This window comes from Paenibacillus sp. R-74696, assembly GCF_055814915.1.
This window is the reverse complement of record NZ_JBPULM010000030.1, coordinates 154807-176814: the sequence shown is the minus strand read 5'-3', so window position 1 is coordinate 176814 and position 22008 is coordinate 154807. Positions and strand designations below refer to the sequence as shown.

The window sequence follows — 22008 nt, the reverse complement described above, 5'->3', positions numbered from 1 at the left end:
GAAGAGGCGTGCTGTACTCAGCCATTGCAGTTATTATCAGTTATTTATTAGGTTCCGTTTCATTCAGCATCGTCATCGCGAAATGGCTGAAAGGCATTGACATTCGCGAGCATGGCAGCGGCAATGCCGGGGCGACGAATACGATTCGCGTGCTTGGTAAAGGGCCGGGTATAACGGTCTTTTTGCTGGATATTGCAAAAGGGGTAGTCGCTGTGCTGCTGGGCCAGTGGCTCAGCGGGGGCGACGCTGAAAGCTGGACGCCTGTTCTATGTGGACTTGCGGCCATTATAGGCCACAACTGGCCCATTTGGTTCCGTTTCAAAGGTGGCAAAGGCATAGCAACAACCGTTGGTGTCATTGTAACGCTTGCGTTCTTGCCAGCGCTGCTTGCGGGAATCGTCGCTATACTTGCGATTGCCATTACACGCTACGTATCGCTCGGTTCCTTGCTGTTCGCAGCATTGACGCCGATCTTTATTGCTTTGCTTACTTACTCCTTGCCGCTGCTTTGCGCGAGCCTTGTATTATGCGTATTCGCGTTTGTCCGCCACAAGGCGAACATTGCGAAGCTGCTGAAGGGAACGGAGAACAAGCTTGGCGCAAAGAAAGGAATGTGAGTCCAATATGGCAAAAGCAAAGTCTGAGCAAGCGCGCCGCGCTGCGGTGCTTGTAGCGGGAAGCTGGGGCACAGCGCTTGCTTCCGTTCTGGCTCGCAACGGCTATGAGGTGCTGCTGTGGACGCGTAATGCGGAGCAGGCAAGCAGCATCAATGAAAGCCGTATGAATGCTAAATATTTGCCAGGCGTAACGCTTCCGGAAGGCCTTCGGGCAACGACCGATTTGCAGGAAGCGCTCAGCGGAGCGGAGCTTGCGCTGTTTGTTGCTCCATCCGGTGCGATGAGGGAAGTGGCGAAGCAGGCCGCTCCTTTTCTTGCAGCCGAGACGCTTTGCGTGCATGCAACGAAAGGGTTTGAAGCCGATACGCTTAAGCGGATGACGACGGTGCTTTCCGAAGAGCTGGGTCGTGCGCCTGAGCAAATTGTTGTGCTGTCTGGCCCGAGCCATGCGGAGGAAGTGATTAAACGCCAGCCGACAACCGTAGTTGTCGCTTCGGCAGACATGAAAGCAGCCGAGCAAGCACAGGATGCTTTCATGACCTCCGATTTTCGCGTTTATACGAATCCAGATGTCGTGGGCGTTGAGGTAGCTGGCGCGATTAAAAATATTATCGCGCTCGGTGCCGGCTTATCAGACGGGCTCGGCTTTGGCGATAACGCCAAGGCGGCGCTGCTTACGCGCGGGCTGGCAGAGATCGGACGCCTGGGCGCAGCCATGGGCGCCAATCCGCTCACCTTTGCTGGGCTAGCGGGGGTTGGCGACTTGGTTGTTACTTGTACGAGCCAGCACAGCCGCAACTGGCGTGCGGGGCATATGCTGGCGGATGGCACGCCGCTCGCCGAGGTGCTCACTAGGATGGGGATGGTCGTTGAAGGCGTGCGCACGACACGTGCCGCGTTTGAGCTGGCCAAGCGCTATGAGGTTGAGATGCCCATTACCGCACAACTGTACAAGGTGCTGTTCGAGGAGTTTTCGCCAAAGGCAGCGGTTGAGCATCTTATGGGCCGGCTAAAAACCCATGAGATTGAAAGCATCGGCTAAGACAGGCGCCTACACCAAACGATTGCCCTGCTCATATGATATCCCATCGGAGCTGAAGCTTAAGATCAACAAGCTGATGCGATTGCGATGGGAGGTAAAAGCATGGGGAAAAATATTTCAAAAGACGTGCTCGGCGCCATTAATAAAAAAACAGGCAAAAACATCTCCGAAAACTCGGTCAAGAAGCTGGCCAGCGGTGTAACGGATTCGACGATGCAGAACGAAGCCGAACTACGCAAGCTGATCAAGCAAGTGTCTGAGATGGCGAAGGTGCCTGTGGCGGAATCGACTATAAACGATATTGTCAAAGCCGTTAAGGCGACCGGCATGAATATGAACAGCATGGAATCGCTTGTCAAAATGATGATAAAGAAGTAGAAATCCTTATATTAGGGCAAAAGCGCAAAGCTTTGCTGCAGCGGAGCCATCCCGCAGCAGCCATTTTGCGCCTTTTGTCCTTTTTTGCAGTCAATGATATAATATGGGTTGCATTTATTACATTGGTGAAGAGTGGGAGAAGAGTCGACTATGGATGCTATGATGAAAATGTGGGTTTCGCTGATCGGCATCGGCTTAATGGCCATTTCGGCGGTAATCATTACATTTGCCCGGATTAAGACGAAGGGGATCGTTAAATTTATTTTATCGCTGATTGCTTTTGTTTTGCTGCTCATTGGTTTTATTTGCGGAGTCATTTCAATTATTTAACGGTTATACGAAAGGCATACATACATCCAGATAGAGAAGGGGACGGTTGCGCTTATGATTGAGCTTACGGGGAGAACGAGAACGGCGATTGTAGAAGCGGAGGACGGACTGTCGCTGCTGGACTTAGCGATGAAGCATAATGTGGATTTTGCTTTCTCCTGCACGCGTGGCACCTGTGCTCGATGTCGCTGTCAAGTGATCGAAGGAGCCAGTGGGCTCGAAGGAATAACGGATCAGGAATGGGATCGCATGGACCCGGAAGAGTTTGAAGAAGGCTATCGCCTTGCTTGCCAAGCGATTGTAAAGTCGGTCGATGTGAACATTAAAGCGGTTAATAAAACTTATTTTTAAAATATAAGCAGTTTTAATTTTCACCTTGACCCTTATGCGCCTCGTCATTTGTTACTTTAACGGGTGGGTGAAGTTGATAGAGTAGCGCCGCCATTATTTTTGATAAAGGAAGTGCAAGTGATGAGCATTAGAGGACGAATCGAGCAAGCGCTGGCCTCCATTGCCCAGCTGACAGCCGGAAGCGGCGCCCCTTGGGTTGTTGGGGGCAGCGCAGGGCTTATGCTGAGAGGCGCGGCGCTGACCAGCGAACCTAGAGATTTGGATTTATACACCGATGAGGCTGACGTCGATCGTCTTCATGCCTTGCTTCAGCCTTTTTCTACAGATATTCCAGTATTGGATGAGACGGGCATATACCGTTCCAGGCTGAGCCACTATCTCATTGACGGTGTGACCGTTGAGCTAGTAGGCGGGTTTGTTGTGCGGGCACATGACAGTTGTTATGAGACGCAGGTGCGTTCGCTGCTGCTGCCATACGCAGAGCAGATAACGGTTGGTAAAGGCTCTGCTCTCGCTACTACAGTGGCTGTAGTGCCGCTCGCTCATGAGCTATGGTTTAATGTGCTGCGTGATCGCCGAGATCGTTATGAGCTGATCATTGAAGCGTATTGCGAGGACGAAGCCCGCCATTCACCAGCGCTTGAGCAGTTGGAAAGCCGCAATCAGCTGAGCACAGCACTGAAAGCGGAGGTGCGCCGCTGGATTGCGGAGCAGCGGGTAGGGCAGCTGATATGAGCGCCGAGGTGACGTTTCTGCCTGCTGGCAAAACAATCAAGGTGCGCCCCGGTACGACGCTGCTGGACGCTGCAAGACAAGCGGGTATTGCGGTAAGAACGCGCTGCGATGGCAAAGCTGCTTGTTTTATGTGCAAAATGGAAGTAAAGCCAGGCAGCGAGCTGATGCCGATCGGCGATGTGGAACGGCGCAAGCTTGCAGGCTTGGAAGACGGCATGCGGCTTTCCTGCCAGGCGCGTGTGAAGGGCAAGGTACAGGCTGAAATTCCGATGGACCCGCTTCGCGCGGCGGTGCTTAAGCAGCTGGCGAGGCAGGCTGAGGAAGATGATAAGCTTTGGTAAGGCTTTGGAAGATAGGGGGACGCATTAAAATGTTTAATTTTGTGTTTGCGCATCCAATTAGCCGCGAGCTATGGGTGCGGAGGGCAGCGTTGCTGGCAACTGCCGCCGCTCTGCTGGTGTTAACCGGATGCATGTATCCGAATGATCGCCTATCGCAAAATCAAGGCGCTCCGAAAGAGGCAGTCCGGAGTGTACAGGCCGCGATTGATGAGTATATGGCAGATACGGGCGTATTGCCCATTAAGAATAGCACGTCTGAAACGCCATTATATGAGAAGTTCATCCTTGATTTCGTTCCGCTGCAAGGAAAAGGGTATTTGGGTGATATTCCGTCAGCGGCGTTTGAGAAGGGCGGCAATTATTATTTTCTGATTACGGATGAAGAAACAGATCCTAAAGTTCGGCTGATGGATTTGCGCATTTATCAGCAGATCAACGATATTTCGAGCTGGGTGCAGGCGTATTCCACTGCTAATGCGGGCAAGCTGCCGAAAGGCGACGAGGCTTATCCGGGCTTTTACTACGTGGATTACAATTTGCTTGGCAAAAAAGCGCCTACGATTGTCAGCAGCTACTCCAGCTTGACGATGGCGGCAATGCTTGACGAGAAAGGCCAGGTTTATGCGGATTATGGCCCTGATCTGATGCAAGCGATCCAGAAGGATGGCGAAACGACCTTTGCGGCCGATTATGACCTGCGCCAGCTGTTGGTTGAGCGGGATGTTTTTGTCCCAGTAAAGGCGCCCGTCTATTATTGGGTGGACGGACAGCCGAAGGCGATATCGTAAATCTGTAATGATTTGATCTTCATAGATTCTGATAGTGGCGTCCTCCAAGCTTGATTCTTCGAGAATCGGTTTGGAGGATTTTTTGCTGTATTGGCATACTGCAGCTGTATTTTTCATATAACTCAATCTTGGAAGGGCAAGAGCGTGAATTAAGCTTTAAAAGATTTGATAACAATCGTCATAATTGGAGAGCTGGAACAATAGGATATTACTAGTCCTAAAAGCTGTACGAGTTGCGTCGCTGGCCTGCCCTCTTGTCCGGTGGAAGGCGGCGAACCGGGAAATCAATTGGGAGGGGATATTCAGTGGAGAAAGTAGACATTTTCAAGGACATAGCCGAACGTACCGGTGGGGATATTTACCTCGGTGTTGTAGGGGCTGTCCGCACGGGCAAATCAACGTTCATCAAGCGGTTCATGGAAACGGTGGTGCTCCCTAACATTACGAGTGAGGCTGATCGTGTACGAGCCGTAGACGAGCTGCCGCAAAGCGCTGCGGGCAAAACCATCATGACAACCGAGCCGAAATTTGTGCCAAACCAAGCGGTGCAATTGAAAGTAGCCGAAGGGCTGGAAGTAAACATGCGGCTGGTCGATTGTGTCGGCTATGCGGTGGAAGGTGCGAAAGGTTATGAGGATGAAAATGGGCCGCGGATGATTACAACACCGTGGTTCGATGATCCGATTCCTTTCCAGGAAGCAGCGGAAATCGGCACGCGCAAAGTCATCCAGGAGCATTCTACATTAGGCGTAGTCGTGACGACTGATGGTTCGATCGCAGAAATCCCGCGCAGCTCCTATGTAGAGGCCGAGGAGCGGGTCATCAGCGAGCTGAAGGAAGTAGGCAAGCCCTTTGTGCTGATTATTAACTCGACGCGTCCGCGCAGCGAGGAAGCGCTGCAGCTGCGCTCCGAGCTTCAAACGAAATATGATATTCCGGTCATTACGCTCAGCGTTGCAACGATGGGGGAAGAGGAAGTTATTTCGGTACTGCGGGAAGTACTTTACGAGTTCCCTGTTCATGAAGTCAACGTGAATCTGCCAAGCTGGGTGATGGTGCTGAATGAAAATCACTGGCTGCGCAGCAACTATGAAAACTCGGTCCGCGATACAGTGAAAGATATTCGCCGTTTGCGGGATGTGGACCGGGTAGTAGCGCAGTTTATGGATTACGACTTTATCGCCAGGGCGGGACTCAGCGGCATGAACATGGGGCAGGGCGTAGCCGAGATCGACCTGTATGCGCCGGATGAGCTGTATGACCGGATTTTGATGGAAGTGGTCGGCGTAGAAATTCGCGGCAAAGATCATTTGCTCCAGCTGATGCAGGAATTTTCCCATGCGAAGCGGGAATATGACCGCTTCGCCGAAGCACTGGAAATGGTCAAGGCGACTGGCTACGGCATTGCGGCTCCGACGCTTGCAGAGATGGCGCTGGAGGAGCCGGAGCTCATTCGCCAAGGCTCAAGATTCGGCGTAAGGCTGAAAGCGACTGCTCCATCTATCCATATGATCCGCGTCGATGTGGAATCGGAATTTGCGCCAATTATTGGCTCTGAGAAGCAGACCGAAGAGCTCGTAAGATATTTGATGCAGGATTTCGAAAGCGACCCGATCAAAATTTGGGAGTCCGACATTTTCGGCCGCTCGCTGCATTCCCTTGTAAGAGAAGGCATTCAGGGCAAAATTGCGATGATGCCGGACAACGCGCGCTACAAGCTGCAGGAAACGCTGGGCCGCATTATTAACGAGGGATCTGGTGGCCTGATCGCCATAATTTTGTAACGCATCTAAACCTAGTTAAAAACAGCCGTTGCTTGAAAGGCCGATCAGGTCTTCAAGCAACGGCTGTTCTGCATTTGCGGCGGTTTGTGCTCAGGCGGCTGGGGCTTTGAAAATGAGGTTGCAATTTTTGAAAAGCGTTACTATAATGACAATTGTTGCGTCAATCGTTTTTTTGGCAATATACTAAATTCCGATTGACATAGTGGGATAAAATGATATGATTGCAAGGAAGCAATATACTGATGATGGTAGAGACATGAGATGGGGAGAGGGAAACAACATGAAACAATGGGGTAAGCTTTCATTAACAATTTTTTTAGCTGCGGTACTACTGGTAATATCGGCTTGCGGAACGGCAAAAAACAATGCGCCTGCAGGTGAAGCATCGGCCTCGCCGACAGCATCAGCTGAAGCTACAGGAGACAATGCAGCTGGCGGAAGCAGCGATTTGGCAGCTTTAAAAGGTAAAAAACTTGCGCTCGTTATGCAATTTAATACAGGAACCTTTTCGTCCCAATATGTAGAAGGGGTGAAAGAGCAAGCCGGAAAATTTGGCGGAGAAGTAACGGTTTTCGCATCCGACAATGATTTGGCGAAAATGTCCTCAAACCTTGATGCAGCAATCAACCAAGGCTTTGACGGCATTTTGATTGACCATGGACAAGCTGCGGCGCTCGAAGCGGGAATTAAAAGAGCGAAAGAGCAAGGCATTTCTGTAGTCGTGTTCGATGCAGACGTGAAAGTGGATGGCGTGCCTGTATTGCAGCAGGATGACCAGAAAATGGCTGAAATTACGCTTGAGCAGCTTGCTAAAGATGCTGGCAGCAAAGGAAATATTGTTAAAGTATGGGTAGCAGGCTTTGCGCCAATGGAGCGCCGTCAAGTGGCCTACAAGCAGTTCCAAGAGAAATATCCTGACATTAAAGAAATTGCCGCTTTCGGTAATGCCAACAACCCGGCACTTGATACACAATCGCAGATGGAAGCGATTTTGCGTCAATACCCGAACAAAGGCGATATTACAGCGGTATGGGCGGCTTGGGATGAGTTCGCTAAAGGCGCTTCCCGTGCCATTCAGCAAGCTGGCCGTACAGAAATTAAAGTATACGGCATCGACATGAGCGATGAGGATCTGCAAATGATTCAAGACAAAACGAGCCCATGGGTCGCTTCAGCAGCTGTTGATCCTAAAGATATCGGCCGTGTGCAAGTTCGTATTTTGTACAAAGAATTCAAAGGCGATGCGAATGAGCCTTTAGTCGTTCTGGAGCCGGTATACGTTCACCGTGATGCTTTGCCAGAAGCGAAAGTTAGCACTACGGAGCTTTCGGAGCATGTAGAAGGCTGGGGAAGCAGTTCGCAGGGTTATGAGGATTGGATGAAAGATTTGGAAGCATTGAAATAAGGGCTTGCCCTAAGCAATAGGCACATGCAGGGATGGAGAGATGCAAACGATGAGTGCAAACAAACAATTGCAAATGAAGGGAATCCGGAAAGCTTTTTCCGGCATTCCCGCTCTCCGGAATGTTGATTTTCTCTTGCAAAGCGGTGAGGTCCATGCGCTGCTTGGCGCCAATGGCGCGGGCAAAAGCACGCTGATGAAAATTTTATCAGGGGCCTACAGCCAGGATGAAGGAACCATTGTAATCGATGGACAGCAAGTTCATATCAGTTCGCCAGGGGATGCCAAGTCATTGGGCATCCATTGTGTTTATCAGGAGGTTGATACCGCACTGGTTGCACAGCTAAGCGTAGTGGAGAATGTCATGCTGGATCGCATTTCGGCAAAAGGAAGCAAGGCGTGGTTGAACTGGGGCAAGCTGGAGAAGGAGGCAGAGGAAACTCTGGCTCGTTTAGGTGCGCGTATTCCCGTTCGGAGGAAGGCGGGAGAGCTGACGCTTGCGGAAAAACAGCTCGTATTAATTGCGCGCTTACTGACCGAGAAAGCTAAATATGTCATTTTTGATGAACCGACCGCCCCTTTGAGTTTGGAAGAAGCGGAGCGGTTATTCCGTGTTATAGCCCAACTTAAGTCAGAAGGTATCGGCATCGTATTTATTTCCCACCGCCTGCCGGAAATATTCCAAATTTGCGATCGTGTCACCGTTATGCGTGATGGAGAGAGGATTGTTACCGAGGCTGCAGCGGCCATGACGATGCAGGATGTCGTCCACGCCATGCTCGGACGAGTGTTCGAGGAGGAGTATCCGAAGCTTGCAGCGGCAATTGGGAAGCCGCTTCTGAACGTTACCGGCATTCATAGGGGCCATCAGGTTAAGGATGTCAGCTTTGATGTGAAGAGCGGTGAAATCGTCGCGATAGTCGGCCTTGTAGGAGCGGGGAAAACAGAGCTTTCCCGGCTGCTGTTCGGTGCAGACAAAGCGGATGGCGGTACGGTGAGCGTAAATGGACAGGCCGTCAATTTGGCTTCCCCAGCAGATGCTTTTAAAGGCGGGCTTGTGCTTGTGCCGGAGGAGCGCCGCAAGCAGGGGATTTTGGTAGAGGAATCGGTTAAAAATAATCTCAGCTTGCCGATTTTGAGCGCGCTATCCAAGCTCGGCTTTTTGTCAGGAAAGCGTGAGACGAATAATGCTGAAGCTGTAATTGGGCGGCTTGGCGTCAAAACCTCCTCACCGGAACAAAAGGTCGCACATCTGAGCGGCGGGAACCAGCAGAAGGTGTCCATTGGCAAATGGCTGCCTACCGGCGCAAGCGTATATTTGTTCGATGAGCCAACCAAGGGCGTAGACATTGGCGCCAAAAGTGATATTTTCAAAATTATCGGTACGCTTGCAACTCAAGGAAAAGCCATTGTGTATTTGACCTGCGAATTTGCTGAGGCGATCGGTATTGCCGACCGAATTATGGTTATGTGCGACGGGGAGCTCGTCAAGCAGTTTGGACGCGGTGAAGCGACGCAGGAGAAGCTGATGCTATATGCCAGCGGTGGAAAGGATGAAACGGTGTAATGGAGAAGTTTTCAAGCTTTTTATTTAAATATGGCTCGCTCATCGTTATTGCCATTGTCATTTTATTTTTCTCATTATGGGATGAGCATTTTTTCACTTATGCCAATCTTTCTGATATTTTGCGTTCGATTTCCATCGTAACCTTTGTTGCGATTGGCGTAACCTTTTCGCTGACGGTAGACGGCTTTGACTTGTCGGTTGGCTCGACGGTGTCGCTGACAACGGTTGTAACCGCCGCTATGATGGTGTGGTTTCAGCAGCCGCTTATTGTTGTACTGATCGTGGCAATCGCGATTGGCGCCTTGGTAGGGCTGCTTAACGCGCTGCTCATCGTACGTATCCGAATTCCGGATCTGCTCGCTACGCTTGCCGTGATGTACATTGTAGCCGGTATTCACAAAACGTATACGAAGGGCTACTCGATTTACAACAATATGCCAATGCCTGATGGTTCGACTGCGCCTGGCGTTTTCAACAGCTCCTTCCTGTGGCTGGGCCAAGGCAAAATCGGGCAAATTCCGGTACCTGTTATTTTGATGGTCATTGCTGTTATAGTCGTTCATCTGTTTTTCAAATACAGCAAATGGGGACGTCAAATGCAAACGACAGGCGGCAACGAAGAAGCAGCCCGCTTGTCCGGCATCCGCGTTCGCCGCATTCGTACAGCCGCCTATGTGGCTTCAGGGGTCTTCGCTGCGATTGGCGGGGTATTGTTCGCCGCACGTGTTGGAACGGGGCAAATTGACGCTGGAGCGCCTATGATGATGGAGGCCGTAGCGGCCGTATTTGTAGGTTATTCCGTGTTTGGCGCGGGCAAGCCGAATGTAATCGGTACTTTTTTTGGCGCGCTGCTGATCGGGGTGCTGCTCAACGGTTTGACCATGATGAAGGTGCAGTATTATTCCAATGATATTATTAAAGGTGTTGTGCTCGTTTTGGCGCTCGCCGTTACGTTCATTCATTTGAACAAACGCCGAAATGGGTAACCTATTTTAATGAGAATCGTGAAAAAATGCGGAAACGTGCTGAAATACTTGAAATTGCCAAACGGCTGTATTACTATAGGTTTGGTAAATGCATAGAAAACTATGGCATGTATATTTTTAGGTGATTCCGTTAATAAGAGGGATAAGATGACTCTTCATTTGCCTAATAGGGAGGTGAAACGAATGAATAAAACGGATTTGATCAACAAGGTTGCTGAATTATCCGATCTGTCCAAGAAAGATGCGACTAAAGCAGTTGATGCAGTGTTTGATGCCATCTCTGATGCGCTTCAAGGCGGCGACAAAGTCCAATTGGTTGGCTTTGGCAACTTCGAGGTTCGCGAGCGTCAAGCTCGTAAAGGACGCAATCCGCAAACCGGTTTGGAAATTGATATTCCGGCTAGCAAAATCCCGGCTTTCAAGCCAGGCAAATCGCTTAAGGATCTCGTATCCAACTAGCAGCAGCATTCGTTAAATCGGCGTCCGGACGTTAGCGTTCGGGCGCTTTTTAAATAGATAAGCGTTTATAAGTGTGACACTTATAAACGACCTGTCTATCAGAGAGGAACGACAAGGGGGATGGAAAATGGAGCCGACAAACAGCGATTTTATCGTCATTAAGGCGAAGGATCAAGGGGTACAGGTTATTGGACTGACCCGCGGACAAGATACGAAGTTTCATCACACCGAAAAGCTGGATCGCAACGAAGTGCTGATCGTGCAGTTCACGAACCATACTTCAGCCATCAAGGTGCGGGGAAAAGCGGTCATCATGACGAAGCATGGCCAAATAGAGACCGACCAATAGCGACCTGCCGCTCCCTTCTGCCTTGATGCAGGGCGGGAGTTTTTTTATGCGAAAACAGCCGCTCCAGGCATAGGCGGGACCAAATGTTTGTACAATGGGTATGAGGACATATTCGCGCGTACACACTTGGTATAAAAGGGCGAAACGAGCTTTTGCCACTAAGATGGCAAAGCCGTTTACGCTTGAAATATAAGAATGAATGAGGTATGCAACTCATTATAAGGCTTATATTTCTCCGCGAAACGAGCTTTTGTCACAAAGGTGACAAAGCCGTTTACGCTTGAAATATAAGGATGAATGAGGCATGCAACTCATTATAAGGCTTATATTTCTCCGCGAAACGAGCTTTTGTCACAAAGGTGACAAAGCCGTTTACGCTTGAAAGGGGCGGTTATATTGCGCATGGCAAGGCCTTATTTGCTGTCGCTGGTTTTAGTGCTTGCGGTAATGGCGGGGCTTTCCCTGCTGCCAGATATGCGAAAGTCCGAATCGGGCGCGGAAGTGGCTGTATTTCGGCCAACTGCTGCAACAAGGCTGACGAACAGCAATCTTGTTGATATGATGATTGGCCTGCAGCTGGCTACGCCTATTATGCGGGTGGAGTGGGAGAATTCCCTGCTGACAGTGGAGTTTAAAGTGAAGGCGGGAAGAGAGCTGCCGGCAGAATGGACTCGCGATGTAGAGCAATTGCTGCGGTTGTCATTTGCCAGAATGGAAAATGTGAACCGGGTGCTCATCCGCTACGCTGTGCCAGCACATGAGGCAGCTTTACCAAGCAATGCAGGTTTGGCTGGAGGAGAGCGTACGGATGTAGCAGACAGCACGGTGACATCACGGCTGCTGCTTGCGGCGGATATTCGGCGCACAGACAGCTGGCTCGCAAGCCTTGGGGAGCTTGGCAGCGCTGATCCGCTGCATGATGAAATATGGCGGGAGAGGCTGCGTATGAGCTTCACATCGGAGTGGACGAAATGGTATGGGCCGGTGCCTACTTACTCTACCAGACCTGCTGCGGAGTAAAGGTTAATGGCCTGCTCCGCCTTTCTGCTTGAAAAAATGCCAATCCTGTGGGCAGCTTCATATGCGCCTTACATAAAGTTGTGCTATAATAGTTTAGATTATTGAGCGGCAATATCTGCTTCTCTGTTCGGAGGCTTACCCCATGAAACCGTATCGTGTACCACAATTAGCGAAGAAGTACGTCGATTATGACATGATTCAAAACCATACGCAGCTTCCTGCTTTTCCCGATTCGCGTCTGCACCTGCTTCAAGCTTTCCTTAGCGAAACCCGCTCCTATGCGGAGAAGGCCGAGCTATTCGCGCTGGTGCTGTCTTTAGTGCAGCTAGGGCTGGATACGCATGATGAGATTGATGTAGAGGATGGAAGCCGCTCGGAGCGCGAGATGCGTTCAAGGCAGCTCAAGGTGCTTGCCGGCGATTATTTCAGCGGCCGTTTCTACCAACTGCTGGCACAAGCCGGAGAGATTGCAATGATAGCCAAGATCAGCCAGGCGGTATGCGAAGTCAACGGGCTCAAAATCACCCTTTATTTACGCATGCAGCAGGATGCCATTCAGGCTGACGATTATTTTAGCAGCATGGTGCAGCTGAAAAGTGGACTGTTTCTTGCCTTTCAAGATTTGCTGGAAGGTGCAGCGGCCCTTTATTGGACGGAGCTGCTCCACGCTTTAAGCCGCTGCGAGATTGTGCTGGAGGAGCTTGCGCGCTGCAAAGTGCCGGCGCTTTTTCACCAGAGCTGGGCCTACTGGCATGTTCTGCAGGTTGGTACGGATGAAGAGCAACTTGCGCTGGAAGGTCCGCAGATGGACGCTGGTTTCATTAGCGGCTTGTTTAACAAATATGATATTCATGCCAAGCTTGCTGTGCTGCTGCAGCAGGCTGTGGAAGATGTCCGGATGATTGCGGGCAAGCTGGAATCAGACAAGCTGATTCAGGAGCTGCAGTACATTTTGGACGCGGTGCTTTACAAGATTGCGGGTTTTGCTCCCGCTCTCAACGAGACGAGGTGACCTTAGACGAATGGATGCAAACTCCAAGGGGCATGTGCATGCAGTATTTGAAAACATCGCTCCCAAATATGATTTAATGAATGACCTGCTAAGCTTTCGGCGTCATAAGGCGTGGCGGAAGTTTACTATGCGCAAAATGAATGTACAGCGTGGTCAGACTGCGCTTGACTTGTGCTGTGGCACCTGCGACTGGACGATCTCGCTAGCCCAGGCCAGCGAGAGCGGGGCCATAAGCGGACTTGATTTCAGCCAAAATATGCTGAATGTCGGCCATGAGAAAGTGAAGCAGCTTTCACTCGACAAGCAAATTACGCTTGTGCAGGGCAATGCGATGCAATTGCCTTATGAGGATAATTCCTTTGATTATGTAACGATTGGTTTCGGCCTGCGCAATGTACCCGATTATTTGCAGGTGCTTAAGGAAATGCACCGCGTCGTGAAGCCGGGCGGACAGGTCGTATGCCTGGAGCTTTCTAAACCAGGCTGGCAGCCATTCAAGGCCTTATATTATTTATATTTTGAACGGATTTTGCCAATGATCGGCAAGCTGGTAGCCAAGCGATTCCAGGAATATAAATGGCTGCCGGATTCATTAAAGCTTTTTCCTGACCTAAAGCAGCTGTCCGCACTGTTTGAAGAAGCAGGGCTTGAGCAGGTGAAAGGCTACCCGCTGACTGGAGGCATTGCTGCGCTGCATATAGGCATAAAGGAGAAGAAGCCAACATGATTCGCAAAATACGCATTATTCTTGAAATGATTAAATTTGAGCATACGATATTTGCGCTTCCCTTCGCTTTTATGGGAGCGATTCTGGGCGCTGTTGTCATGGAGCAGCGTCTTCCTTCTTGGGCGGAAATCGGCTGGGTTACACTCGCAATGGTAGGCGCTCGAAGCGCCGCGATGTGCCTTAATCGGCTCATTGATGCGGCGATTGATCTGCGCAACCCCCGCACAAGCAACCGGGCTATTCCGGCAGGCTTGCTGAAGTCAGCGGAGGTGCTTTTGTTTACGATTGTTTCCTTCGTGCTGCTCTTCGTTGCTGCGGCTAATCTGGCTCCGCTTGCGATGAAGCTGCTTCCAATTGCTGTCGTATTGCTGGTGCTCTACTCTTATACGAAGCGTTTCACTTGGTTGTGCCATGTTTTTCTGGGGCTAACGATCGGTTTGTCGCCGCTTGGCGGCTGGGTAGCCGTTACGGGCGGCTTTAACACGGCAGCATGGGTGTTCTATGTAACGATTGCGCTCTGGATTGCCGGTTTCGATATCGTCTATGCAACGCAGGATTATGAGTTTGACCGGAAGGAAGGCTTGAATTCCATTCCTGCCCGGTTTGGCGTAGCGAAGGCGCTGTGGATTGCCCGCAGTTTCCATATGGTGACGGCAGTAGGCTTTATTACTTTGTTTATGATGACAAACTTGAGCTGGGTTTATTTGCTTGGAACGGTGCTTGCGATTGTTATGCTGTTCTATCAGCATTGGCTGGTGCGTCCAAACGATCTTTCCCGCGTTCAGCTTTCGTTTTTCGGAATGAATGGCACTTTAAGTGTCGTTTTGTTTTTGTTTGCGATTATTGATTTGATGGTATTACACAAATGGTAGGGGGCGGAGCTGCTGGCGCAGCAGGCAGATGGGTAGTCGGAATAACCGGGGCGAGCGGCTCTATCTACGGCATTCGGCTGGCAGAGGAGCTGCTCAAAGCGGGCTTTGACGTCCATCTCGTTGTAACTGAGGCTGGCTGGAGAGTGCTTAAGGAAGAGCTGGGCTGGGTGTCGAGCCGCAGACAAGCTGCTGTCGAGCTGCATTTTGCAGAGGCAGTGCAGGCGAAGCGGCTTGTTTTGCATCCGAATGCAGATATTGGGGCTAGCATTGCCAGCGGCTCCTTCCGGGTACAGGGAATGGTCGTTGCGCCTTGCTCTATGGGTACGCTCGCTTCCATTGCTCACGGCATTTCCGATGATTTGCTGTCAAGGGCAGCAGACGTGATGCTCAAGGAAGGACGCAAGCTGCTGCTGCTGCCACGTGAGACACCGCTGCATGCGATTCATCTGGAAAACATGCTTAAGCTTGCAAAACTGGGCGTAACGATTGTTCCAGCTATGCCTGCCTTTTATTATAAGCCGCAATCGATGGATGACATGATTGATTTTCTGGTTGGCAAGTTATTAGACTGCATGGGAATTGAACATGCTTTATTTACAAGATGGGGGGATGGGCCTGATGCTGACTAATGACAGCTTGCCCCTGATGATTGGAGAAATTGATTACGCGAATGCATGGCCGCTCTTTGTTGGTCTTGATCAGCGTCTTGACGCTTCTGAGCTGGGGCTGTGCTCTCGCATTCCGGCAGAGCTGAACCGCAAGCTGCGAGAAGGAGAGCTTCAGGCTTCGGCCGTCTCATCCTATGCTTACGGCTTAAACAGCAGAGACTACTTGCTGCTCCCTGAGCTATGCGTAGGATCGGAGGGCCGGGTTAATTCGGTTCTGCTGTTCCTTAAGCAGCCGATTGAGCGAGTGCGTCCACAGCGAATTGCGGTCACAACCGCTTCAGCCACTTCCGTTAATTTGCTCAAAATCCTTATGAAGCTTTATTACGATCTTGATGCGGAATATATTCCTGCTGAGCCGGCGCTTGACCAGATGCTTGAGGATGCGGATGGGGCGCTCATCATTGGCGACCCGGCTATTCATGCTTCTTGGAGAAGTGAAGGGCTGCACATCATTGATCTTGGGGAGCTATGGCATCGCTGGACGGGCCTCGGCATGACCTTTGCGGTTGTGGCGGTTCATAAGGAAGCGGCAGCCGCCTTTCCACAGGAAATTCATGATTTGCATCAGGCGATGCTGGCGACTAAGCGTCACAATCTTGCCAACTTGTCCCCACTCGTGGACAAGGCTTGCAGCGAGCTTGGCGGCGAACGCTCGTATTGGCTGGACTATTTTACATGTCTGCAATATGATTTCGGACAGAAGCTGCGCGAGGGACTGGCGCTGTATTTCCGTTATGCGACACAATTAGGCCTGCTGGACCATGAGGCTCAGCTGGCGTTCTACGAAGACAATTCTGCCGAATAGGTGAAAGAATGAAACTATTAGATATGTACGCAAAATTAAAAGGCGATATCACGCAAATAGAGAAGGAGCTTGAACGCAGCGTCACTTTCGAGCATAAGCTGCTGAGCGAGGCATCCCTTCATCTGCTCAAGGCAGGCGGCAAAAGGCTGCGTCCTGTTTTTGTGCTGCTTGCGGGCAAGTTTGGGCGCTATAATCTGGAGGTCATGAAAAAAATCGCCGTGCCTCTTGAACTGATCCATATGGCCTCGCTTGTCCATGACGATGTAATTGATGATGCAGCTACCAGACGCGGCCAGCCTACGGTCAAGGCCAAATGGGATAATCGGGTTGCGATGTATACCGGAGATTATATTTTCGGCAGAGCGCTCGTTATTGCCACAGAACTCGGCAACCCGCAAATTCATCAGGTGCTGTCCAAGGCGATTGTACAAATGGGCATTGGCGAAATGGAGCAAATCCGTTATTTTTTCAATACGGACCAAACCATACGTCATTATTTGCTGCGCATCAGGCGCAAAACCGCATTGCTCATTGCAGTAAGCTGCCAGCTTGGAGCTATTGCAGCAGATGGGGACAGAGAGACGGCAAACCGGCTGTATGAATATGGCTACAATGTGGGCATGGCATTTCAAATTCGCGATGATTTGCTTGATTTGTTCGGAACCGAGAAGCAGATCGGCAAGCCGCCAGGCTCTGACATTAGACAGGGCAACATTACGCTGCCTGTTATTTTGGCTCTGCAGGATGAAGCAACTCGCGAGCGGCTGCTTGTGGAAATTGCCCGTATTCGCGAGCATAATGGCAATGTGGATACGCGTGAAGCGATTGATTTGATCAAAAATAGCAAAGGCATTCATGTCGCTGAGCAGCTCGCAGCAAAGTATGTCGAGAAAGCTCTGGCTGCTTTGAAGGAATTGCCATCTATCCCGGCGAAGAAGAACTTATCCGATATCGCACATTTTGTCGGCAAACGCAATTATTAATCAAGATGCGAAAAGGAGCTGCTACAAGTGGAAAGAACTTTTTTGATGATTAAGCCTGACGGTGTTCAACGTGGCCTCATTGGTGAAATTATGTCGCGCTTTGAGCGTAAAGGGCTTCAATTGGTTGCAGCCAAGTTTATGACCGTAAGTAAAGAGATTGCCCAAAAGCATTACGAGGAGCATGAAGGCAAGCCTTTTTATGAGCCGCTTCTGGCATTTATTACTTCTGGTCCCGTGTTTGCGATGGTTTGGCAAGGCGATAACGTCATTGCGCTAACCCGTGCTTTAATTGGCAAGACGAACGCAGTGGATGCGCTTCCAGGCACCATTCGCTCTGATTTTGCTGTACATACGAATTTTAATTTGATTCATGGCTCCGATTCGCCCGAAAATGCCGTGCGGGAAATTTCCATTTTCTTCACTCCTGAACAGCTTGTGGACTACGAACAAACGATGCAGCGCTGGGTTTAGCCAGTTGCGATACAAACGGAGGCTGAAGGCATAATGACGGACGATCGGGATTTTGCAACGTTTATCCAGAAGATGAGAGATAAGACCAACATTGATTTATCGCAATATAAGGAAGCGCAGATGAAACGCAGGCTTACGACGCTGCGCATGAAGCATGGATTCCAGACTTTCGATGAATACTGGAGAAAGCTGGAGAATGACCGGACTTTGATGAATGAATTTCTCGACAGGATGACGATTAACGTCTCGGAGTTTTGGCGTAACCCGAATCGGTGGGAAGTGCTGAAAAATCATTTTTTTCCAGAAATGCTGCAAAACAGCAGCCGCCTGAAAATTTGGAGCGCGGCGTGCTCAACGGGTGAGGAGCCTTATACGCTCGCGATGATTTTGACGGAGATTGGCGCGATTGGCAAATCGTCGATTTTGGCAACGGATCTGGATAATATCGTGCTGCAGAAGGCGCAGGAAGGCATTTATTTAGAGCGTTCGCTTAAGGATGTGCCGCCAGTATTCCGTCAAAAATATTTTGCTCCAGATCATGGGGCCTTTGCCGTATCGAATGATTTGAAAAAATCAATCCAGTTCAAGCAGCAAAATATGCTGCATGATACGTTTGATAGCGGATTCGACCTCATTGTATGCCGCAATGTTATGATTTATTTTACCGAGGACGCGAAGCGCATTTTGTACCACAAGTTTGCAAAAGCTTTGAAGCCGGGCGGCATTTTGTTCGTCGGCAGCACGGAACAGATTTTTTCGCCGGCCCAGTATGGCTTTGATACGGCGGATACGTTCTTTTACAGAAAAACGAGCAATTAATGTATATCGTCTTCCTTGTTCTCCTATACTAGTGGTAGTCAACACCATTTGGAGGCGGAACGAAAGATGGATAAACGCAAAGTGATTCAAGCCTATAAGCTTGGTTTTATATCGATTCAGGAGTGCGCGCAGATTTTGGGGCTGGACAGCGGCCAATTGCCGGGATTATTGAAAGCCCAGCAGTTCGCTTCCGATTATGCGGATTCGCAGAGCAAGCGCACGGTAAATAGCTGACGGAAGGCCCATAGAGGGTCGTCGTTTGAAAAAGAGCAGGATCAGGTGCCCAATCAGGCTTCTGATCCTGCTTTTTTTGACATATAGGAAAGGAAATGATTTTCCCATCCTTTCTCTATAGGTCTCGGACTGAAACGCGCCGCGCCGCCAAAGGACGGCTTTCGGCCGTTTACGCTTGAGATAAAAATGGCGTTTGGACGCGGATTGGCGGTGCGCATTTCTTGTCAAACCCGCAAGGCTGTACTATAATGAGCAAAGATGTTTAGGGTAGCTGATGATAGCATGCGCCTAATAATCGGCAGAATGCGCACGCTTGCAGCGCCCCAGGCCATATTAGGTTGTTTGCGTTGAAGGAGGAGCTTTAGGTTGAGTTTACGATATTTGACAGCGGGGGAAACACATGGTCCCCAATTGACCGCCATTATTGAGGGTCTTCCTAGCAATTTAACCATTGATTTTGAGGAAATTAATTTTCAGCTTCACCGTCGCCAGAAAGGCCATGGCCGTGGTCGTCGCATGCAAATTGAGAAAGATACGGCGAACATTGTCGGCGGCGTTCGTCATGGTCGGACGACTGGCGCTCCTGTAGCGTTAATCGTTGAGAACAATGACTGGAAGCATTGGACAAGCGTAATGAACATCGCCCCGATCGAAGGCGGAGATGAAGAGAAGCGCCGGGTACACCGTCCGCGTCCTGGACATGCGGATTTGAACGGCGGTTTGAAATATAATTTGAAGGATCTTCGCAACGTACTGGAGCGCTCCAGTGCCCGCGAGACAGCAGCACGCGTAGCAGTAGGTGCGGTAGCACGCCAGCTTCTTGCTGAATTCGGCATTAAAGTAGGCGGACAGGTTATCCGCATTGGCGAGATTGAAGCGCCGGCAAACCAATTGCCGCTGGATGAGCTCATTCGCCTTACGGAAGAATCGCCTGTGCGCGTCGTTGATAAAGAAACCGAAGAGAAGATGACTGCGTACATTGACCAAATTAAAGCCGAAGGAGATTCCATCGGCGGCGTGGTCGAGTGCATTATTGAAGGCGTGCCAATTGGACTGGGAAGCCATGTGCAATGGGACCGCAAGCTGGATGCGCGCATCGCAGGTGCTGTCGTTTCGATTAATGCCTTCAAAGGCTGCGAAATCGGCATTGGCTTTGAAGCGGCGAAGCTGCGCGGCTCGCAGGTGCATGACGAGATTTTGTACACTGCACAGGAAGGTTATACGAGAGCGACGAACCGTCTGGGCGGATTCGAGGGCGGTATGACCAATGGCGAGCAAATCGTTGTCCGTGGCGTAATGAAGCCAATTCCAACGCTTTACAAGCCGCTTCGCAGCGTGGATATTGACACGAAAGAACCATTCACGGCACAAGTGGAACGTTCCGACAGCTGTGCAGTTCCGGCAGCTAGCGTTGTGATGGAGCATGTTGTGGCTTTTGAAGTAGCGAAAGCATTTCTTGAGAAGTTCGGCGGCGACTCCATTGAGGAAATCCGCTCGAACCTGAATCAATACCTTGAGCAAATAGGCAGGTACTAAAGGATGAGAGAGCTAACGGTTGATTTAGGCGAGCGCTCTTATCCAATCTATATCGGGGAGGGTCTCCTGCAGGAGGCTCCCTCTTTTTTCGAAAGGCATGGCATTAGCAAAAAATCTCCGCTGCTAATCATCTCGGATGACAAGGTGGCGCCCCATTATTTGGAGCCGCTTGCAAACGCGCTAAGCGCAGCAGGCTTCCAGCCGTCGACAGCAATCGTACCGTCGGGTGAAAGCTCGAAGTCTTTGGCGATGCTGGAGGAATTGGTTACTCATGCGCTGAAGGCTGGGCTTGACCGCAAGTCGGCGATCGTTGCCCTTGGCGGCGGCGTAGTTGGCGATTTGGCCGGTTTCGTAGCAGCGTCTTATATGCGCGGCGTGAAATTCATTCAAATTCCGACGACGATTTTGGCGCATGACAGCAGCGTTGGCGGCAAAGTGGCAGTCAACCACCCGCTGGCGAAAAATATTATCGGCGCTTTCCATCAACCGGAAATGGTGCTTTATGATTTGAATACGCTTCAGACGCTGCCGCCGCGTGACGTTTCTGCAGGCTTGTCGGAAGTGGTCAAACATGGCTTCATCTGGGACGACGCTTTCGTGCAGTGGTGCGATGAAAACTCAGAGCGTCTGCTGGCGCTCGATCCAGAAGCACTGGGCTATGCCTTGTACAAGGGCTGCAGTGTAAAGGCTGCTGTCGTATCCAAGGATGAGCGCGAGAATGACCTGCGTGCGATTCTGAATTTGGGCCATACAATTGGACATGCGCTGGAGGCTGTAGCTGGCTATGGCGAGCTGCTTCATGGCGAGGCGATCTCCATCGGCATGATTGGCTCGGCCAAGCTTGGCCTGCGTTATGGAGCGCCTGAGGACGTCTATACAACAACGAAGCGCGTGCTTGCGAAATGCGGGCTTCCGGTGAAGCTGCCAGAGCACTTCGACGTGGACGCGATTATGGAAGCGATGATGCATGACAAAAAGTTCAGCGAAAGCACGATGATTTTCGTAGTGCCGACGGCGATCGGCGAAGTGGAAATCAAGAAGGATGTACCGGCGTCATGGGTTCGGGAAATCGTGGAGGAATTGAAACAGGAGGCCGAGTAATATGAGCGTTAGGGGAATTCGCGGGGCAATTACCGTCGATACAAACGAGAAAGAGCCTATTTTAAAAGCAACACTTGAAATGCTGCATGCCATTGTCGCAGACAATGACGTTCAGCCTGACGATATTTGCAGCGTATTTATTACGGTGACGAATGATTTGGATGATGCGTTCCCTGCTTTGGCCATTCGCCAAATGAGCGGCTGGGAGCTTGTTCCACTCATGTGCGCGCTGGAAGTGCCAGTCAAGGGAAGCCTTGCGCGCTGCATAAGGCTTATGGTTACCGTGAATACGGATAAAACGCAAGCCGAAATTAAACATGTGTACTTGGGAGGAGCCCAGGTGCTTCGTCCAGATTTAACGCAATCCTAATCTAATTGACGATCAGGCACAAGATGTTGTATATTGGATGAAGTAAATGAGACTAGTTGAGTGGCAAGTGAGCAGGTTTTAGTTGAAATTAGATGAGCAGAGCAGAGACGAGCATAGCCAAGTTGCGAATAGAAAGACTATAGAGCAGAGTGCGTAATTATGAAATAGATGATGTATAAGTTTAGCGCTTATAATCGCTTTCTATTTCATCGAGAGAAGAGCCTATCCATCTTATTAGATGGCGACAGCTGTTTTACGTTT

At 50.4% G+C, this 22008-nt stretch carries 27 protein-coding genes; all 27 read left to right on the top strand.

The features are described 5' to 3' along the window. The first annotated feature begins 8 nt into the window (after positions 1 to 8). Complete coding sequence (gene plsY, locus ACSR9A_RS12570) at positions 9 to 617, top strand: glycerol-3-phosphate 1-O-acyltransferase PlsY (RefSeq protein ID WP_473757535.1); 609 nt, start codon at positions 9 to 11, stop codon at positions 615 to 617. A gap of 7 nt (positions 618 to 624) precedes the next feature. Further along, positions 625 to 1659 carry an NAD(P)H-dependent glycerol-3-phosphate dehydrogenase gene (locus tag ACSR9A_RS12565; protein WP_473757534.1) on the top strand — a complete coding sequence of 345 codons (1035 nt, stop codon included), beginning with the start codon at positions 625 to 627 and terminating at the stop codon, positions 1657 to 1659. Between the two features lie 102 nt (positions 1660 to 1761). Continuing rightward, the gene (locus ACSR9A_RS12560) at positions 1762 to 2037 is read left to right on the top strand and encodes a stage VI sporulation protein F (RefSeq protein WP_341278178.1); all 276 of its coding nucleotides are present in this window, start codon (positions 1762 to 1764) and stop codon (positions 2035 to 2037) included. A gap of 150 nt (positions 2038 to 2187) precedes the next feature. Continuing rightward, a complete protein-coding gene (locus ACSR9A_RS12555) occupies positions 2188 to 2367 on the top strand; it encodes a DUF2768 family protein (protein ID WP_046232021.1) in 180 nt (59 codons plus the stop codon). A gap of 54 nt (positions 2368 to 2421) precedes the next feature. Continuing rightward, positions 2422 to 2718, top strand: coding sequence for a 2Fe-2S iron-sulfur cluster-binding protein (locus ACSR9A_RS12550; RefSeq protein ID WP_473757533.1), 297 nt, complete (start codon positions 2422 to 2424; stop codon positions 2716 to 2718). 120 nt (positions 2719 to 2838) lie between these two features. After that, positions 2839 to 3453 carry a nucleotidyltransferase domain-containing protein gene (locus ACSR9A_RS12545; protein WP_473757532.1) on the top strand — a complete coding sequence of 205 codons (615 nt, stop codon included), beginning with the start codon at positions 2839 to 2841 and terminating at the stop codon, positions 3451 to 3453. After that, complete coding sequence (locus ACSR9A_RS12540; protein WP_338551739.1) at positions 3450 to 3794, top strand: 2Fe-2S iron-sulfur cluster-binding protein; 345 nt, start codon at positions 3450 to 3452, stop codon at positions 3792 to 3794. The genes ACSR9A_RS12545 and ACSR9A_RS12540 overlap by 4 nt, the downstream gene beginning before the upstream one ends. Positions 3795 to 3823: 29 nt before the next feature. Next, positions 3824 to 4582, top strand: a complete 759-nt coding sequence (locus ACSR9A_RS12535) for a hypothetical protein (RefSeq protein WP_473757531.1) — start codon at positions 3824 to 3826, stop codon at positions 4580 to 4582. Between the two features lie 305 nt (positions 4583 to 4887). After that, the gene (gene spoIVA / locus ACSR9A_RS12530) at positions 4888 to 6366 is read left to right on the top strand and encodes a stage IV sporulation protein A (RefSeq protein WP_473757530.1); all 1479 of its coding nucleotides are present in this window, start codon (positions 4888 to 4890) and stop codon (positions 6364 to 6366) included. Positions 6367 to 6646: 280 nt separating this feature from the next. Beyond that, positions 6647 to 7771, top strand: coding sequence for a sugar ABC transporter substrate-binding protein (locus ACSR9A_RS12525; protein ID WP_473757529.1), 1125 nt, complete (start codon positions 6647 to 6649; stop codon positions 7769 to 7771). 49 nt (positions 7772 to 7820) lie between these two features. Then, entirely contained in the window at positions 7821 to 9335 is a 1515-nt protein-coding gene (locus ACSR9A_RS12520) for a sugar ABC transporter ATP-binding protein (protein ID WP_473757528.1), read from the top strand. Then, entirely contained in the window at positions 9335 to 10321 is a 987-nt protein-coding gene (locus tag ACSR9A_RS12515) for an ABC transporter permease (protein ID WP_338551735.1), read from the top strand. Before ACSR9A_RS12520 ends, ACSR9A_RS12515 begins: the two co-directional genes overlap by 1 nt. A 147-nt stretch (positions 10322 to 10468) precedes the next feature. Then, positions 10469 to 10780 carry an HU family DNA-binding protein gene (locus ACSR9A_RS12510; protein WP_074904845.1) on the top strand — a complete coding sequence of 104 codons (312 nt, stop codon included), beginning with the start codon at positions 10469 to 10471 and terminating at the stop codon, positions 10778 to 10780. A gap of 127 nt (positions 10781 to 10907) precedes the next feature. Then, positions 10908 to 11129, top strand: a complete 222-nt coding sequence (gene mtrB, locus ACSR9A_RS12505; protein WP_341278170.1) for a trp RNA-binding attenuation protein MtrB — start codon at positions 10908 to 10910, stop codon at positions 11127 to 11129. Between the two features lie 396 nt (positions 11130 to 11525). After that, a complete protein-coding gene (locus ACSR9A_RS12500; RefSeq protein ID WP_473757527.1) occupies positions 11526 to 12149 on the top strand; it encodes a hypothetical protein in 624 nt (207 codons plus the stop codon). 142 nt (positions 12150 to 12291) lie between these two features. Beyond that, entirely contained in the window at positions 12292 to 13161 is an 870-nt protein-coding gene (locus tag ACSR9A_RS12495) for a heptaprenyl diphosphate synthase component 1 (RefSeq protein WP_473757526.1), read from the top strand. 10 nt (positions 13162 to 13171) lie between these two features. Further along, a complete protein-coding gene (locus tag ACSR9A_RS12490; protein WP_099519932.1) occupies positions 13172 to 13888 on the top strand; it encodes a demethylmenaquinone methyltransferase in 717 nt (238 codons plus the stop codon). After that, positions 13885 to 14760: a UbiA-like polyprenyltransferase gene (locus tag ACSR9A_RS12485; protein ID WP_473757525.1), complete on the top strand. Its 876-nt coding sequence runs from the start codon at positions 13885 to 13887 to the stop codon at positions 14758 to 14760. The genes ACSR9A_RS12490 and ACSR9A_RS12485 overlap by 4 nt, the downstream gene beginning before the upstream one ends. Further along, positions 14754 to 15389, top strand: a complete 636-nt coding sequence (locus ACSR9A_RS12480; RefSeq protein ID WP_473757524.1) for a UbiX family flavin prenyltransferase — start codon at positions 14754 to 14756, stop codon at positions 15387 to 15389. Before ACSR9A_RS12485 ends, ACSR9A_RS12480 begins: the two co-directional genes overlap by 7 nt. Then, entirely contained in the window at positions 15379 to 16233 is an 855-nt protein-coding gene (locus ACSR9A_RS12475) for a menaquinone biosynthesis protein (protein ID WP_473757523.1), read from the top strand. The genes ACSR9A_RS12480 and ACSR9A_RS12475 overlap by 11 nt, the downstream gene beginning before the upstream one ends. Positions 16234 to 16241: 8 nt before the next feature. After that, positions 16242 to 17216 (top strand): polyprenyl synthetase family protein, encoded by a 975-nt coding sequence (locus ACSR9A_RS12470; RefSeq protein ID WP_473757522.1) that lies wholly within the window; start codon positions 16242 to 16244, stop codon positions 17214 to 17216. Between the two features lie 27 nt (positions 17217 to 17243). Further along, positions 17244 to 17687, top strand: coding sequence for a nucleoside-diphosphate kinase (gene ndk / locus ACSR9A_RS12465; protein WP_473757521.1), 444 nt, complete (start codon positions 17244 to 17246; stop codon positions 17685 to 17687). A gap of 33 nt (positions 17688 to 17720) precedes the next feature. Beyond that, positions 17721 to 18506 carry a CheR family methyltransferase gene (locus ACSR9A_RS12460; RefSeq protein ID WP_473757520.1) on the top strand — a complete coding sequence of 262 codons (786 nt, stop codon included), beginning with the start codon at positions 17721 to 17723 and terminating at the stop codon, positions 18504 to 18506. 66 nt (positions 18507 to 18572) lie between these two features. Next, positions 18573 to 18740, top strand: a complete 168-nt coding sequence (locus ACSR9A_RS12455; RefSeq protein WP_341278161.1) for a hypothetical protein — start codon at positions 18573 to 18575, stop codon at positions 18738 to 18740. Between the two features lie 366 nt (positions 18741 to 19106). Next, complete coding sequence (aroC, locus tag ACSR9A_RS12450; RefSeq protein ID WP_338551723.1) at positions 19107 to 20276, top strand: chorismate synthase; 1170 nt, start codon at positions 19107 to 19109, stop codon at positions 20274 to 20276. A gap of 3 nt (positions 20277 to 20279) precedes the next feature. Then, positions 20280 to 21377, top strand: a complete 1098-nt coding sequence (gene aroB, locus ACSR9A_RS12445; RefSeq protein WP_473757519.1) for a 3-dehydroquinate synthase — start codon at positions 20280 to 20282, stop codon at positions 21375 to 21377. Between the two features lies 1 nt (position 21378). Further along, complete coding sequence (gene aroH, locus ACSR9A_RS12440) at positions 21379 to 21747, top strand: chorismate mutase (protein ID WP_338551721.1); 369 nt, start codon at positions 21379 to 21381, stop codon at positions 21745 to 21747. The last annotated feature ends 261 nt before the right edge of the window (positions 21748 to 22008 follow it).

Excerpts from the sequence above, each read along its gene's own strand:
- ACSR9A_RS12535 (WP_473757531.1), top strand. The coding sequence starts at position 3,824 with ATGTTTAATTTTGTGTTTGCGCATCCAATTAGCCGCGAGCTATGGGTG.
- ACSR9A_RS12555 (WP_046232021.1), top strand. The coding sequence starts at position 2,188 with ATGGATGCTATGATGAAAATGTGGGTTTCGCTGATCGGCATCGGCTTA.
- ACSR9A_RS12510 (WP_074904845.1), top strand. The coding sequence starts at position 10,469 with ATGACTCTTCATTTGCCTAATAGGGAGGTGAAACGAATGAATAAAACG.
- ACSR9A_RS12520 (WP_473757528.1), top strand. The coding sequence starts at position 7,821 with ATGAGTGCAAACAAACAATTGCAAATGAAGGGAATCCGGAAAGCTTTT.
- ACSR9A_RS12540 (WP_338551739.1), top strand. The coding sequence starts at position 3,450 with ATGAGCGCCGAGGTGACGTTTCTGCCTGCTGGCAAAACAATCAAGGTG.
- ACSR9A_RS12560 (WP_341278178.1), top strand. The coding sequence starts at position 1,762 with ATGGGGAAAAATATTTCAAAAGACGTGCTCGGCGCCATTAATAAAAAA.
- ACSR9A_RS12460 (WP_473757520.1), top strand. The coding sequence starts at position 17,721 with ATGACGGACGATCGGGATTTTGCAACGTTTATCCAGAAGATGAGAGAT.
- aroH (WP_338551721.1), top strand. The coding sequence starts at position 21,379 with ATGAGCGTTAGGGGAATTCGCGGGGCAATTACCGTCGATACAAACGAG.
- ACSR9A_RS12490 (WP_099519932.1), top strand. The coding sequence starts at position 13,172 with ATGGATGCAAACTCCAAGGGGCATGTGCATGCAGTATTTGAAAACATC.
- ACSR9A_RS12525 (WP_473757529.1), top strand. The coding sequence starts at position 6,647 with ATGAAACAATGGGGTAAGCTTTCATTAACAATTTTTTTAGCTGCGGTA.
- ACSR9A_RS12545 (WP_473757532.1), top strand. The coding sequence starts at position 2,839 with ATGAGCATTAGAGGACGAATCGAGCAAGCGCTGGCCTCCATTGCCCAG.
- mtrB (WP_341278170.1), top strand. The coding sequence starts at position 10,908 with ATGGAGCCGACAAACAGCGATTTTATCGTCATTAAGGCGAAGGATCAA.
- ACSR9A_RS12475 (WP_473757523.1), top strand. The coding sequence starts at position 15,379 with ATGCTGACTAATGACAGCTTGCCCCTGATGATTGGAGAAATTGATTAC.
- ACSR9A_RS12495 (WP_473757526.1), top strand. The coding sequence starts at position 12,292 with ATGAAACCGTATCGTGTACCACAATTAGCGAAGAAGTACGTCGATTAT.
- ACSR9A_RS12550 (WP_473757533.1), top strand. The coding sequence starts at position 2,422 with ATGATTGAGCTTACGGGGAGAACGAGAACGGCGATTGTAGAAGCGGAG.
- ACSR9A_RS12485 (WP_473757525.1), top strand. The coding sequence starts at position 13,885 with ATGATTCGCAAAATACGCATTATTCTTGAAATGATTAAATTTGAGCAT.
- ACSR9A_RS12515 (WP_338551735.1), top strand. The coding sequence starts at position 9,335 with ATGGAGAAGTTTTCAAGCTTTTTATTTAAATATGGCTCGCTCATCGTT.
- ACSR9A_RS12470 (WP_473757522.1), top strand. The coding sequence starts at position 16,242 with ATGAAACTATTAGATATGTACGCAAAATTAAAAGGCGATATCACGCAA.
- ACSR9A_RS12565 (WP_473757534.1), top strand. The coding sequence starts at position 625 with ATGGCAAAAGCAAAGTCTGAGCAAGCGCGCCGCGCTGCGGTGCTTGTA.
- ACSR9A_RS12480 (WP_473757524.1), top strand. The coding sequence starts at position 14,754 with ATGGTAGGGGGCGGAGCTGCTGGCGCAGCAGGCAGATGGGTAGTCGGA.
- aroB (WP_473757519.1), top strand. The coding sequence starts at position 20,280 with ATGAGAGAGCTAACGGTTGATTTAGGCGAGCGCTCTTATCCAATCTAT.
- ACSR9A_RS12455 (WP_341278161.1), top strand. The coding sequence starts at position 18,573 with ATGGATAAACGCAAAGTGATTCAAGCCTATAAGCTTGGTTTTATATCG.